This is a genomic window from Bradyrhizobium sp. (genome assembly GCF_019242285.1).
GTDB lineage: Bacteria > Pseudomonadota > Alphaproteobacteria > Rhizobiales > Xanthobacteraceae > Bradyrhizobium.
In genome coordinates this window covers 1-12674 of sequence record NZ_JAFAVV010000753.1, presented here as the reverse complement: position 1 = coordinate 12674, position 12674 = coordinate 1, and the positions used below count along the sequence as shown (strand labels likewise).

The window sequence follows — 12674 nt, the reverse complement described above, 5'->3', positions numbered from 1 at the left end:
AGACGCAGGCGTAACGGCGGCCGAGGCTCGTCATCACCTCGTAGCCGATGGTGCCGAAATGATGGGCGAGCTCGTCGACCGTGATGCCTTCGCCGATCAGCGTCACCATGTGGCCGCGCCGCACCGCCTGCGGCGGAAGGTCGGTGAGGTCGACCGCCATCAGGTCCATGGAGATGCGGCCCACGATCGGGCAGCGCTTGCCGGCGGCGACGACTTCGGCTCCCCTCGTGCCATCGCTGGAAGAGGCGGCGCGGAAATAGCCGTCGGCATAGCCGGCCGCGACGATCGCAAGCCGGGTCGGCCGCCGCGCGGTCCACGTTCCGCCATAGCCCACGGTCTCGCCGCGGTCGATGCTGCGGAGCTGCACGATGCGCGCCTTCAACGCGACCACCGGCTGCATCGGGTTGTCGGCTTCCGGCGTCGGGTTGATGCCGTAGAGCGCAGCCCCCGGCCGCACCAGGTCGAACTGGTAGGGCGCGCCGAGATAGATGCCCGACGAGTTCGACAGCGAGGCGGGCACGCCCGTGAACAGGCTCGCGATCTCGCGGAAGGCGTTGAGCTGCCGGGCGTTGACGGGATTGTTGAGCTGCTCGGCGGAGGCGAGGTGGCTCATCACCAGCGTGATGCCGTGATCGCCGGCATTGATGCGCGGGATGATGCCCTGTGCTTCCGTGACCGTGAGGCCGAGCCGGTGCATGCCGGTGTCGACGTGGATGGCGGCGCCGCCGTTCCAGCCCGAGCGCCGGCAGAACACGTCCCATTCCGCGAGCTCGTTGAGGTCGCCGATCACCGGCCGGCAGTCGATCTTCGCATAGGCGTCGCCGCTGTTCTGGAAAAAGCCGTTCAACGCGTAGATCGCAGCCTGTGGCACCGCCGCGCGCGCCGCGCGTGCTTCATCGAGGGTCGCGACGAAGAAGGTCTTGCAGCCGGCGGCCGCCAGCGCCCGCGCGACCGGCTCGACGCCGCAGCCATAGGCATCCGCCTTGACGACGGCGGCACATTCGGCCGGCACCGCCGTCTTCTCCAGCTTGCGCCAGTTGGCGACGAGGGCGTCGAGATCGACGGTGAGGACGCCGGTGGCCGCCGCGTGGTTCGCGTCAGGCGACGGCGGCGAGCCTGCCGGGACCGGTCTCGGGTCGGAAGCAATGTTCATGGCGCAATCCTAGGCGTCGCGCCGCGCCGGTTCAACCGCGCGGACGCGATCAATAGCCGCGGTCCGGCACGTGGCCGTCATGGCTGAGGTCGCCGAAGCGTGTCACCGAGGCATCGAAATGCAATTCCACGGTGCCGGTCGGGCCGTGGCGCTGCTTGCCGATGATGACCTCGGCCTTGCCGTGGGCGAGGCCCATTTCGGTCTGCCACTTCTCGTGCTCGGGCGTTCCCGGGCGCGGCTCCTTGTTGGCGAGGTAATATTCCTCGCGATACACGAACAGCACGACGTCGGCGTCCTGCTCGATCGAGCCGGATTCGCGCAGGTCCGAAAGCTGCGGCCGCTTGTCGTCGCGCGATTCGACCTGGCGCGAGAGCTGCGACAGCGCGATGATCGGCACGTTGAGCTCTTTCGCCAGCGCCTTCAGGCTGGTGGTGATCTCGGTGATCTCCTGCACGCGGTTGTCGCTGCCGCGCCTGCTCGAGCCGCTCAGAAGCTGGATGTAATCGATCACGAGCAGGTCGAGGCCCTTCTGCCGCTTCAGCCGGCGGGCGCGGGCCATCACCTGCGCAATCGAGATGCCGCCCGTCTCGTCGACGTAGAACGGCAGGGATTGCAGCTCGAGCGAGCATTCGCGGATCTTCTCGAAATCCAGCTCACTGATGCCGCCACGGCGGATGTGGCTGGACGGAATGCCGCTACGCTCGGCGAGAATACGCGTGGCGAGCTGCTCGCCGGACATTTCGCAGGAGAAGAAGCCGACGGAGCCGCCGTTGGCCGCCTTGGCGGTGCCATCCGCCTGCAATTCGGGCACATAGGCCTTCGCGATGTTGTAGGCGATGTTGGTCGCAAGCGACGTCTTGCCCATGCCGGGGCGGCCGGCCACGATGATCAGGTCCGAAGACTGCAGGCCGCCCATCTTGCTGTCGAGGTCGCGCAGGCCGGTGGCGATACCCGACAGCTTGCCGTCGCGCTGGAAGGCTTTCGCCGCCATGTCGATGGCGACCGTGAGCGCCTGCGAGAATTTCTGGAAGCCGCCGTCGTAGCGGCCGGACTCCGCGAGCTCGTAGAGCTTGCGCTCGGCGTCCTCGATCTGCGCCCGCGGCGCGAAATCCACCGGCGCGTCATAGGCGACGTTGACCATGTCCTCGCCGATTCCGATCAGGTCGCGCCGCAGCGAGAGATCGTAGACCGTGCGTCCGTAGTCCTGGGCATTGATAATGGTGGTGGCTTCCGCGGCGAGGCGGGCCAGGTATTGACCAACCGTCATGCCGCCGATGTCCGTCTCGGCCGGCAGGAAGGTCTTCAAGGTCACGGGGGTTGCGACCTTGCCCATCCGGATCAGGCTGGACGCGGTCTCGTAGATGGTCTGGTGGATCGGCTCGAAGAAGTGCTTCGGCTCCAGGAAGTCCGACACCCGGTAAAAGGCGTCGTTGTTGACCAGGATCGCGCCCAGAAGGCTCTGCTCCGCCTCGATATTGTGCGGTGCGCTCCGGTAGGCCGGGGCAGCCGCGTCAGGAGCGAGTTTCAGAACCTTCGAATCAGTCGGGGCCATGGATGCGATTATCCACCGATTTGGTCGTGATTGGGATCGCCAGGGGCCGAGGTTTCGCCGGGGCGGGCGGCGATAAAGCGCCTGTCGGCGGCAAAGCGGAAGCGAAGCTTGCTGCTTATGCACCGCCGGCTGAAAATGGTGGATGAGTTCGAGCGCCGAGCTGGGCCATGCTTGACGGCTTTTGTCGAAAATCGGGCAGTCGACGGGCCGGTGTGGGAACCATGCGCCGGATTTCGCCGACGACCCGTGAACCTCATGCGCGCAAGGCGATACTCAGATCCTGTTGGCCCGCATGCCGAGGCCGTCCTCGGATCAGGTCAGCAGCAGGTAGATCAACGCCACCAGCGCCGCGCCTACTCCCGTTGCGATCAGGGCATAGTCGGTTGCCAGGTCAGCCTGGACGTCGAAAGGGTTGCTCTTGTCCGCCATTCCAGCGGTTTACGGCAATGGAACATCGCCGTTTGTGAAGTAGGTCACATTCGACCGTAATTTCTCCGTCGCAAATCGGCAACGATTGGGCCACTGGCTATTCGCCGGCAAGCTTGAGCCGTGGCCGACTATCCTGCTCGCGCGCCCGCAATCTCGCCTCCTCCTGGGCGATATAGTCACGCGTCATCGGCACTACGCCCTGACGCTTGGTGAGCTGGATCTGGATGTTCATCAAGTTCTGCTTGCGGAACGACATCTCGGACGCCGCCAGGTAGAACTCCCACATCCGTGCGAACCGCTCGTCGTAGAGCTGGACCGCCTCCTCGCGTCGCGCCATGAAGCGCTCGCGCCAGGCCTTCAGCGTCTCGGCGTAATGCAGCCGGAGGATTTCGAGGTCGCAAACCAGGAGTCCGGCGCGTTCGATGGCCGGTATGACCTCGGACATCGCGGGAATGTAGCCGCCAGGGAAGATGTATTTCGCGATCCAGGGGCTGGTGACGTCGGGGCCGGTGGAGCGGGCGATCGAATGCAGCATCATGATGCCTTGGTCGGCAAGCAGATCGGCACACTTCCTGAAAAATGTCCCGTAATAGGCAACGCCCACATGCTCGAACATGCCGACCGAGATGATGCGGTCGAACCGGCCGCCAAGGTCGCGATAGTCCTGCATCTGGAACCGGGCGGAGGTTGAAAGACCCCGCTCCGCGGCGCGCGCGTTCGATAGCTGCAACTGTTCGGTCGAAAGGGTGATGCCCGTGACGTCGGCGCCGGCGATTTCAGCGAGATAAAGCCCAAGCCCGCCCCAGCCGGAACCGATGTCGAGCACGCGCTGCGACGGCCTGACCAGGAGCTTGGCGACAAGGTGGCGCTTCTTGGCCAGTTGCGCATCGTCGAGGCTGGTGTCGGGCGTCTCAAAATAGGCACAACTGTACTGTTTGTCGGCGTCCAGGAAGAGCGAGTAGAGCCGCCCGTCGAGATCATAATGGTGCGCGACATTGTTTCGCGAGCGGCGGCGGCGATTGAGCTGGCGCGCCCGCCTCACCAGGTAGCGCAGCCACCATTGCGGTCGCGCCCAGCGCGGCAACACCTCCGGCTGATCCAGGAGGATCGCGAGCACATCGGTGATGGTGCCCTTTTCGACGACGAACTCGCCGTCCATGTAGACCTCGCCGAGCGCCAGCTCGGGGTTCAGAAGGACACGGCGTTCGGCCTCCACGCTGCGGAACCGAACGGCGACCGGCTCGCCGGTTCCATCGCCACAGACGAACTTGGCGCCGCTTGCGGTCGTGAACGCCATCGACCCGCGGCGAATGAACTTGCTCAACAACCCACGCAACAAAAGGTCCATCGGATCACCGCAAGGGGACTACCCCACGAGATGCTGACTTTCCCCGGCTCGAATCCGACGCATGCGAAGCCCGCAGGTTCCGTGCGCCTGTTCACAATGATAGAAAGCGTGCGTTGCATCCGCTACTGCTTTGTAGACAAAGCGGTTATTCCGAATCACGGCGTTCACGCAGTTGCGCGAGCATGCGCGCTTCCATTCGCGCAATAATGGGCTAAAAGGTGGCCGCCGTCGGTGCCAGAATCCCTTGGGGCTGTGAGCGATCCCGCATCTGGAGAATGAGAATGAGCCGAGCGCTCGGTTTAGCGACGGTGATGCTGATCGTCTGTTGCGTCGCCGCACGGGCGCAGGAAAACCTCGACGCCGGCAAGAGCCCTTCCCAGATTTTCGCAGGCACCTGCACCGCCTGCCACAAGTCTCCGCGAGGCCTCTTGAAGACCGTCGCCCCGGGGTCGCTGCCGGGCTTCCTGCGGCAACATTATACGACGAGCTCGGGGATGGCCGGCGTGCTTGCGTCCTATCTGATCTCCAACGGGGCCACCGATGCCCGACTGGGCAGCCAGGCCAAGGGCGCGAAAGAGGGTGCGAAAGAGACCGCCCGCGACACGGCCCGGGAGACTGGAAGGGACAGTGCGCGGGAGGCCAGGTTTGAAGCCAGGCAGCCCGCCAGGCCCGATGCGGATGGCGTGCCGCCTGCGCGCAACGCCAAGCGGCTTGCGCGTCCGGCAGAGCCGCCGCCGGAGGGAGCCGCGCCCGACGGCGACGGGCAGGGGGCGGCGCCGATCGCGACACGTGAAGGCCGCAAGGCTGGAGCCAAGCAACGGCTGACCAAGCGCGGCAGGCCGGAGGAGGTTCCCAAGACGCCTCCGAGGGGGGAGGCGAAGGAGGAGCCTTCGACCGACACGCTCAGGGGCGAGCCGGCCAGGATTGATGGCAAGACGGACGCCGGCAGGTCGGAAGATGCGAAGCCTTCTGGCGAGACGCCATCTCAGTCTGCCAGGATCGAGGCGCCGAGGGAGAATGAGGCTCCGGCGCTACGGCCGGATCCGGTCCCTTCGGTGACACCGGCGCCGTCGATGTCGGTAGCCCCAGACTCAAGCTCAAGCATCGGCGGCAACGCCACGGCGGGCAATCCTGCGATGCCGTCCATGCCAATCATGACCGCGCCGCCACCAGTGACGGCATCAGTCCCGCCTCAACCGCCGGTCCCGCCGGCGGGCCCTCCGGTCCCGCCCATTTCCCAGTAGCTGGCCTGCAACGCGAAACGGAACCCGGCCGAAGGCTCCGTCGTCGCGCGGTCGTATGAGCGGGCTTGCCCCTATCTGGCTTCTGCCGGCTGCTCACCCTGGTCCGGCTGGACATCGTCGTGCTGCGCCTCGGGGTCGAAGAATTCGCCGGCGGCGGCCAATGCTTCGGCAGCGGCGTCCTGGTCCTCCCGACGGGTGGAGATGTCCTCACCACGCTTGATGCGCTCGGCCTCGTCGGCGCTGCGCGCGACGATCACGGTGATGACGGCCTCGATCTCGGGGTGCACCGCGATCGTCACCTTCTGCAGGCCGACGGTCTTGATCGGCGCATCCAGCCAGACCTGCGGCCGGCTGACGGTGATCTTCTCCTCCGCCAGCGCCGCGACGACGTCGCGCACCGAGACCGAGCCGAACAGTTGTCCGGACTCCGAAGCCTGGCGGATGATGATGATTTCGAGCCCGTCGATCTTCTCGGCGGCCTTGCTCGCCTCCGACTTGGCCTTGAGATTGTTGGCCTCGAGCTCGGCCTTCATGCCGTCATACTTGGCACGGTTCTCCGCGGTCGCGCGCAGCGCCTTCTTGCGCTTGAGCAGGAAATTGCGGGCAAATCCGTCGCGCACTTTGACGACCTCGCCCATCTGGCCAAGCTTGGCGACGCGCTCCAGCAAAATGACTTCCATTTCGTTCTCCTCAGGTGACGTGCAAACGATGTGCATGACTTCCAACTCAGATCCGGTTCAGGACGCGGGCAAGGGCGGCGGCCGTTTGCGCAAATAGCGCTCGCGAAGCCCGAACATGGCGTCGGCGAGCCCGAGCGCGATCATCGCCATGATCGGCCAGGTGAACACCATGACGACGGCATAGGTCACGCCCAGCCAGAGCGCGCGGCTCCGCAGGCTCTGCGTCAGCGTGTGCAGCACCGCGAAGCCGGCAAGGGCGTAGGCCATCAACAGGGCCGAGGTGACGGTCTCTGCCATCAGCGCCGCCAACCCGCCGGTGAAGCAGAACGCGATCGCCACGCACAACACGGCGAGCGTCATCGGCGGCAATGTCGTCGTCCGCAGATCCGGCCACGGACGATGCAGCCGCCCCGAGGTCGCCGTGATCTTCGCCGCCAGCCAAAGGTTCAGCGTCAGCGTGAGTTCCGCGACCGCCGCGCCCGCGGCTGGCGCAAGCATCACCAATGCCTCGATCCAGCGCTCGGTCTCCTCGGCGAGCGGCGCGCCCGGCGGCTGGAATATCCGCAGCAGCCCGCGACGCAGCACGCCCGTGATCGCCCCCGCATCGGTGCCCAGGGTGAGCAACGCCGCGATCGTGGTCAGCGCGGCGAAGCCCGACGTCCAAAGCAGGATGCGTCCGACCGGATACCATTCGAACTCGGGCGCGGCGGGGCGTGAGGCATGCGCGCCGTCCGGTTGAACGGCGATAGGCCGGCCGAGCAGGGCGAGGTGGCCGAGCCACCAGGCCGGCAGTGCGACGGTGATGGCGAAGGCGAGACCATAGGCGGGGCCAAACACCGCAGCGAGGCCGCAGCCGGCAGCGACGCCGCTGAGCGCCGCGGTGGTCGGACCCCATCCCATCGCCGCCACCATCAGCGGCAGCGGGGCCAGATAGCACAACAGCAGCGAGAACAGCTCGCCCGAGGTGATCGAGGCGAACATCAGCGCCGACGCCGCACCGGCGGCCAGAACCATGAAAATCATCGACGTCATCAGCTGTCCCGCCCCTTTCGAGCGGTTAGAGGTCCGACAATCGTCGCGGACCCCAACCTTCGGCGACCGGATGACCCGGAAGCCTTATGAGTTTCCGTGACCGGCGGAAGACCGCCGGCCTAGTCGTCCATCACCTGATCACGTAGGGCAGCAGGCCGAGGAAGCGTGCGCGCTTGATGGCGCGCGCGAGCTCGCGCTGCTTCTTGGCGGAGACCGCCGTGATGCGGCTCGGCACGATCTTGCCGCGCTCGGAGACGTAACGCATCAGGAGCTTGGAATCCTTGTAGTCGATCTTCGGCGCGTTGGGCCCCGTGAACGGACAGGTCTTGCGGCGACGGAAAAACGGACGGCGTGCACCAGCTTCGGCCATCGTTCCTACTCCTCCTCGCTCGTTTCGGCATCATCGCGGGGGCGGCGCGGGCCGCGTTCACCGCGGAAGCCGCCACCGTCGCGATCGCGATCGCCGCGGAAGCCGCCGCCATCGCGGTCACGGTCGCCGCGGAAGCCGCCGCCACGGTCGTCACGCTCGCGATCACGGTCGGCCTTGCGCATCATCGCCGACGGGCCTTCTTCCAGTTCGTCGACCCGGACGCTGAGATAGCGAATCACGTCCTCGCTGATGCGCTCCTGCCGCTCGATCTCGGCGATCGCCGCCGACGGCGCATCGATGTTGAGCAGCACGAAATGCGCCTTGCGGTTCTTGTTCATGCGATAGGTGAGAGAGCGCACGCCCCAGTTCTCGGTCTTGGTGACCTTGCCGCCGAGCCCCTCGATGACGCCCGTCATCTGGCTCGTCAGTTCCTCGACCTGCTGGGTGCTCGCGTCCTGACGCGCGAGAAATACATGCTCGTAGAGAGGCATGATGGTCCTTTCCTCAAGTGTTGTTGCAGCGCCCGGCGTCAAGCCCTTCGAGCCCTTCGGAAAGGACTCTCAAGGTCGCTCAGAAGGCGGAAACACGGGACGACGGGCCGACTGGCCCTGCCACATCAACTTCGCCCAAATCAGGTGAGATTGCTGAGACCGTCCGTTCAGCTCCCGGCCGGGATCCACGGATGCCGCGCTATATACGGATTTTGCCTGCCTTGGCAAGGAAAAGAGGCGCGGAAAGCCCGGTTTGGCCCCGAAATTGCCCTGCCGCTTGACATAACCGTTCCCGGCAGTGTCTTACGGCCCAAAGTCAGGGATTTGGGACGCTTTTGGGAGCGCCGATGACGGCAGCATTTACTTTTCCGGGACAGGGGTCTCAGGCAGTGGGGATGGGCAAGGCCTTGGCCGAGGCCTTTCCCGTGGCGCGGGCGGTGTTCGACGAGGTCGATGCGGCGCTGTCGGAGAAGCTGACCACGGTCATCTGGGACGGCCCGGCCGAGACGCTGCAGCTCACCGAGAATGCCCAGCCGGCGCTGATGGCGGTCTCGCTTGCCGCCCTGCGGGTGCTGGAGAGCGAGGCGGGGTCTTCCGTGGCTCGGGACGCAGCCTATGTCGCGGGGCATTCGCTCGGCGAATATTCCGCGCTCGCCGCCGCAGGCAGCCTCACCATCTCGGACACGGCCCGGCTGCTGCGCATCCGCGGCCTTGCGATGCAGAAGGCGGTGCCGGTCGGTGTGGGCGCGATGGCCGCGCTGCTCGGCCTCGACTACGAGGCGGCGGTCGCGGTTGCGGACGAAGCCGCCCAGGGCCAAATCTGCCAGGCCGCGAATGACAATGGCGGCGGGCAGGTCGTCGTGTCCGGCGACAAGGCCGCGGTCGATCGCGCGGTCGAGATTGCCAAGACGAGGGGCGCCAAGCGTGCCATGCTGCTTCCAGTGTCCGCACCGTTCCATTGCAGGCTGATGCAGCCCGCCGCCGACGCGATGGCACGCGCCCTCGCCGAGGTCTCGATCGCGAAGCCGGCGGTGCCGCTGGTGTCGAACGTGCTGGCTTCCGCGATCTCCGATCCGGACGAGATCCGCCGCCGCCTCGTCGAGCAGGTCACGGGAACGGTGCGCTGGCGCGAGTCCGTGGCCTATATGGCGGGTCACGGCGTGACGCGATTCTTCGAGATCGGCGCCGGCAAGGTTCTGAGCGGCCTCGTCAAGCGGATTGCGGAGGGCGCCGTTGGCATTGCGGTCGGCGGGCCAAATGATATAGCCGCCGCCAAGGACGCGCTCGCCCGGTAGCATTCCGGCGCTGCCGACGACGACGTGCGGTCGCCCATTCGGCGTGAGGAGTAATTGATGTTCGACCTGACTGGCAGAACCGCGCTCGTGACGGGCGCGACCGGCGGTATTGGCGGCGCGATCGCGCGCGCGTTGCATGCCCAGGGCGCAGCCGTCGCCATCTCCGGCACGAGACGCGAGATGCTCGATGGTCTCGCGAGCGAGCTCGAGGCGCGGGTTCACGTGCTGCCCTGCAATCTTTCCGACGATGCCGCGGTCGAAGCGCTGGTGCCGGCGGCAGAGGCGGCCATGGGTGGTGTGGACATTCTGGTCGCCAACGCAGGCATCACCCGGGACAATCTGTTCGTGCAGTTGCGGGACGAGGACTGGGACGATGTCATCAAGGTCAACCTGACGGCGACGTTCCGGCTTGCCCGCGCGGCCACCAAGCTGATGATGCGCAAGCGCTTCGGCCGCATCATCGCGATCACCTCGGTGGTCGGCGTGACCGGCAATCCCGGGCAGGGCAACTATACCGCCTCGAAGGCGGGGCTGATCGGCATGATCAAGACGCTGGGGGCCGAATACGCCAAGCGCAACGTGACCGCCAATTGCATCGCGCCCGGCTTCATCAAGACGCCGATGACGGATGCGCTCAACGACAAGCAACGCGAGGCGATCCTGGCGAGGGTTCCGGCCGCGCGGCTCGGCGCACCCGAAGACATCGCTGCCGCAGCCGTCTTCCTGAGCTCCAACGAGGCCGGTTACGTCACGGGACAGACCATCCACATCAATGGCGGCATGGCCATGGTTTGAGCCTGTTTCCAGGACCCCGAGGGGATGCGGCAATGCGACCGTCCCGGGGTGTTGTGGTCAAGGGTTGGGAAGTATGGTAACGGACCGCTACGGGTGGGGCAAAGAACGCCATTGCAGGATTTCGAAACCCTGTATATTGGCGAGGCGGACCCAACCGTCGTTCGCCGGGCCTTCGTCGGCTATACGATCGGGCCAAATCAGTTTATGCGCGATTGCCAAGGAAGTTTGACGACCACGATGGCGCGTATCATCCTGGGGTCGGGTCAAAGGGAAAAAGCACGAGGTTGAACGATGAGTGAGATTGGCGAGCGGGTGAAGAAGATCGTGGTCGAACACCTAGGTGTTGAGCCCGAAAAAGTGGTCGACAATGCGAGCTTCATCGACGACCTGGGCGCCGACAGTCTCGACACGGTCGAACTCGTGATGGCCTTTGAAGAAGAGTTTGGTTGCGAGATCCCCGACGACGCGGCGGAAACGATCTTGACCGTCGGCGACGCGACGAAATTTCTCGAGAAGAACGCGAAGAGCTAACGTCCCCGCACGGCCGCCGCTGACGCCGCCGGATGGACCGTGACGGGTCGCTCCGTCGGTCTTTCGGCTGCGGGCCGTGATTTCGGGTTGGAGTCTGGATATGAGGCGGGTTGTCGTTACGGGCCTCGGCATGGTGTCGCCACTCGGTTGCGGCGTCGAGCCGTCCTGGAAGCGCATCCTCAATGGCGAGAGCGGCGCGCGCAGGATCGACAGTTTCGACGTGTCCGATCTGCCGAGCAAGATCGCCGGCGTCGTGCCGCGCGGCGACGGCTCGGACGACAGCTTCAATCCCGACCAGTGGATGGAGCCGAAGGACCAGCGCAAGGTCGATGATTTCATCATCTTCGCGATGGCCGCGGCCCGCCAGGCGCTCGACGACGCGGACTGGCACCCGCAAAGCGAGGAGGATCGCTGTGCGACCGGGACGATGATCGGCTCCGGCATCGGCGGCCTGTCCGGCATCGCGGATACCGCCGTGCTCCTGAAGGAGCGCGGTCCGCGCAAGGTGTCGCCGCTCTTCATCCCGGGCCGCCTGATCAACCTGGCCTCGGGCTACGTGTCGATCGAGCACGGGCTGAAGGGGCCGAACCATGCGGTGGTCACGGCATGCTCGACCGGCGCCCATGCGATCGGCGATGCCAGCCGGCTGATCTCGCTGGGCGATGCCGAGGTGATGGTGGCCGGCGGCACGGAATCGCCGGTCTGCCGGATCGGGATGGCGGGCTTCTGTGCGGCACGCGCATTGTCGACGTCCTTCAACGAGACGCCGGAAAAGGCTTCGCGACCTTATGACAGGGATCGCGACGGCTTCGTCATGGGCGAGGGGGCGGGCATCGTGGTGCTCGAGGAATACGAGCACGCCAAGGCCCGCGGCGCGAGAATCTATGCCGAGGTGACGGGCTACGGGCTATCGGGCGATGCCTACCACATCACCTCGCCATCGCCGGACGGCGACGGCGGCTTCCGCAGCATGACGGCCGCGATGAAGCGCGCCGGCATCTGTGCTTCCGACATCGACTACATCAATGCGCACGGCACCTCGACCCAGGTCGGCGACGAGATCGAGCTCGGCGCGGTCGAGCGATTGCTCGGCAACGCCGCCTCGAAGGTTTCGATGTCGTCGACCAAGTCCTCAACCGGACATCTTCTGGGTGCCGCGGGCGCCATCGAGGCGATCTTCTCGATCCTGGCGATTCGCGACAACGTGGCGCCGCCAACCATCAACCTCGAAAACCCTTCGGTCGAGACCGCGATCGATCTCGTGCCGCTCGCGCCGCGCAAGCGCGAGATCAATGTCGTTCTATCCAATTCATTCGGTTTCGGTGGGACCAATGCGTCGGTGATTTTGCGGCGCGTGATCAATTGATGCTTCCAGCCGGACTCCACCGTTTCGCCGTATTCGGCGATGAATCGTAAGGTGGGCGGCACCATGGGCCATTCGCGTGGAGGCGAGGCCACGACAAGAGCGACGGGACCAAGGTTGCATCGATGAGTGAACGACCGCCCATTTCGCCCCGCAGCCCGCGCGCCGCGCTCGAGCCCGAGCAGGTGCCCCCGCCGCCGCGGCGATCGGAGCGGGCGCGCAATCCCTTCGTCATCGTCGGCAATGCCATCATCACGATTCTCCTGGTCGTCATGATCGGCGCCGGTGCCATCTACTATTATGGCCGGCAGATGATCGAGGCGCCCGGGCCGCTGCAGGATGACAAGGTCGTCGTCATCCCCTCGCGCGCCGGCATGGCCGACATCGCCGA

At 65.8% G+C, this 12674-nt stretch carries 13 protein-coding genes and 1 pseudogene; 7 read left to right on the top strand and 7 right to left on the bottom strand.

The genetic code is table 11. The annotated features are described in order from the left end of the window. From alr to JOY90_RS30935, 3 genes are all read right to left on the bottom strand, one after another. On the bottom strand, positions 1-1147 hold a 1147-nt coding region (gene alr, locus JOY90_RS30945; RefSeq protein ID WP_291694896.1), incomplete at its 3' end, for an alanine racemase. 55 nt (positions 1148-1202) lie between these two features. Then, positions 1203-2705: a replicative DNA helicase gene (locus JOY90_RS30940; protein WP_291694895.1), complete on the bottom strand. Its 1503-nt coding sequence runs from the start codon at positions 2703-2705 to the stop codon at positions 1203-1205. 526 nt (positions 2706-3231) lie between these two features. Then, positions 3232-4482, bottom strand: coding sequence for a cyclopropane-fatty-acyl-phospholipid synthase family protein (locus JOY90_RS30935; protein WP_291694894.1), 1251 nt, complete (start codon positions 4480-4482; stop codon positions 3232-3234). A 281-nt stretch (positions 4483-4763) separates the two neighbouring features. Between JOY90_RS30935 and JOY90_RS30930 the strand changes: the two genes are divergently transcribed. Continuing rightward, entirely contained in the window at positions 4764-5726 is a 963-nt protein-coding gene (locus tag JOY90_RS30930; RefSeq protein ID WP_291694893.1) for a hypothetical protein, read from the top strand. A gap of 71 nt (positions 5727-5797) precedes the next feature. On the opposite strand, the gene rplI is transcribed toward JOY90_RS30930, so the two are convergent. The 4 genes from rplI to rpsF all read right to left on the bottom strand — a co-directional run bounded on the left by rplI (position 5798) and on the right by rpsF (position 8299). Then, entirely contained in the window at positions 5798-6406 is a 609-nt protein-coding gene (gene rplI / locus JOY90_RS30925; RefSeq protein WP_291694892.1) for a 50S ribosomal protein L9, read from the bottom strand. Positions 6407-6463: 57 nt separating this feature from the next. Then, complete coding sequence (locus tag JOY90_RS30920; RefSeq protein WP_291694891.1) at positions 6464-7438, bottom strand: DUF2232 domain-containing protein; 975 nt, start codon at positions 7436-7438, stop codon at positions 6464-6466. A gap of 130 nt (positions 7439-7568) precedes the next feature. After that, entirely contained in the window at positions 7569-7808 is a 240-nt protein-coding gene (gene rpsR / locus JOY90_RS30915; RefSeq protein WP_011441353.1) for a 30S ribosomal protein S18, read from the bottom strand. A 5-nt stretch (positions 7809-7813) separates the two neighbouring features. Continuing rightward, on the bottom strand, positions 7814-8299 hold the full coding sequence (gene rpsF / locus JOY90_RS30910; protein WP_291694890.1) for a 30S ribosomal protein S6: 486 nt from the start codon (positions 8297-8299) through the stop codon (positions 7814-7816). 347 nt (positions 8300-8646) lie between these two features. Between rpsF and fabD the strand changes: the two genes are divergently transcribed. From fabD to JOY90_RS30880, 6 genes and pseudogenes are all read left to right on the top strand, one after another. Next, a complete protein-coding gene (gene fabD, locus JOY90_RS30905; RefSeq protein WP_291694889.1) occupies positions 8647-9594 on the top strand; it encodes an ACP S-malonyltransferase in 948 nt (315 codons plus the stop codon). 57 nt (positions 9595-9651) lie between these two features. Further along, entirely contained in the window at positions 9652-10389 is a 738-nt protein-coding gene (fabG, locus tag JOY90_RS30900) for a 3-oxoacyl-[acyl-carrier-protein] reductase (protein WP_291694888.1), read from the top strand. Between the two features lie 111 nt (positions 10390-10500). Further along, complete coding sequence (locus JOY90_RS30895; protein WP_291694887.1) at positions 10501-10677, top strand: hypothetical protein; 177 nt, start codon at positions 10501-10503, stop codon at positions 10675-10677. A 3-nt stretch (positions 10678-10680) separates the two neighbouring features. Then, positions 10681-10920: an acyl carrier protein gene (locus JOY90_RS30890; RefSeq protein WP_006610957.1), complete on the top strand. Its 240-nt coding sequence runs from the start codon at positions 10681-10683 to the stop codon at positions 10918-10920. Between the two features lie 100 nt (positions 10921-11020). Next, positions 11021-12286, top strand: a complete 1266-nt coding sequence (gene fabF, locus JOY90_RS30885) for a beta-ketoacyl-ACP synthase II (protein ID WP_291694886.1) — start codon at positions 11021-11023, stop codon at positions 12284-12286. A gap of 122 nt (positions 12287-12408) precedes the next feature. After that, positions 12409-12674 (top strand): annotated as a pseudogene (locus tag JOY90_RS30880) (aminodeoxychorismate lyase); the annotation flags it as partial.

Excerpts from the sequence above, each read along its gene's own strand:
- JOY90_RS30940 (WP_291694895.1), bottom strand. The coding sequence starts at position 2,705 with ATGGCCCCGACTGATTCGAAGGTTCTGAAACTCGCTCCTGACGCGGCT.
- JOY90_RS30935 (WP_291694894.1), bottom strand. The coding sequence starts at position 4,482 with ATGGACCTTTTGTTGCGTGGGTTGTTGAGCAAGTTCATTCGCCGCGGG.
- JOY90_RS30930 (WP_291694893.1), top strand. The coding sequence starts at position 4,764 with ATGAGCCGAGCGCTCGGTTTAGCGACGGTGATGCTGATCGTCTGTTGC.
- rplI (WP_291694892.1), bottom strand. The coding sequence starts at position 6,406 with ATGGAAGTCATTTTGCTGGAGCGCGTCGCCAAGCTTGGCCAGATGGGC.
- JOY90_RS30920 (WP_291694891.1), bottom strand. The coding sequence starts at position 7,438 with ATGACGTCGATGATTTTCATGGTTCTGGCCGCCGGTGCGGCGTCGGCG.
- rpsR (WP_011441353.1), bottom strand. The coding sequence starts at position 7,808 with ATGGCCGAAGCTGGTGCACGCCGTCCGTTTTTCCGTCGCCGCAAGACC.
- rpsF (WP_291694890.1), bottom strand. The coding sequence starts at position 8,299 with ATGCCTCTCTACGAGCATGTATTTCTCGCGCGTCAGGACGCGAGCACC.
- fabD (WP_291694889.1), top strand. The coding sequence starts at position 8,647 with ATGACGGCAGCATTTACTTTTCCGGGACAGGGGTCTCAGGCAGTGGGG.
- fabG (WP_291694888.1), top strand. The coding sequence starts at position 9,652 with ATGTTCGACCTGACTGGCAGAACCGCGCTCGTGACGGGCGCGACCGGC.
- JOY90_RS30890 (WP_006610957.1), top strand. The coding sequence starts at position 10,681 with ATGAGTGAGATTGGCGAGCGGGTGAAGAAGATCGTGGTCGAACACCTA.
- fabF (WP_291694886.1), top strand. The coding sequence starts at position 11,021 with ATGAGGCGGGTTGTCGTTACGGGCCTCGGCATGGTGTCGCCACTCGGT.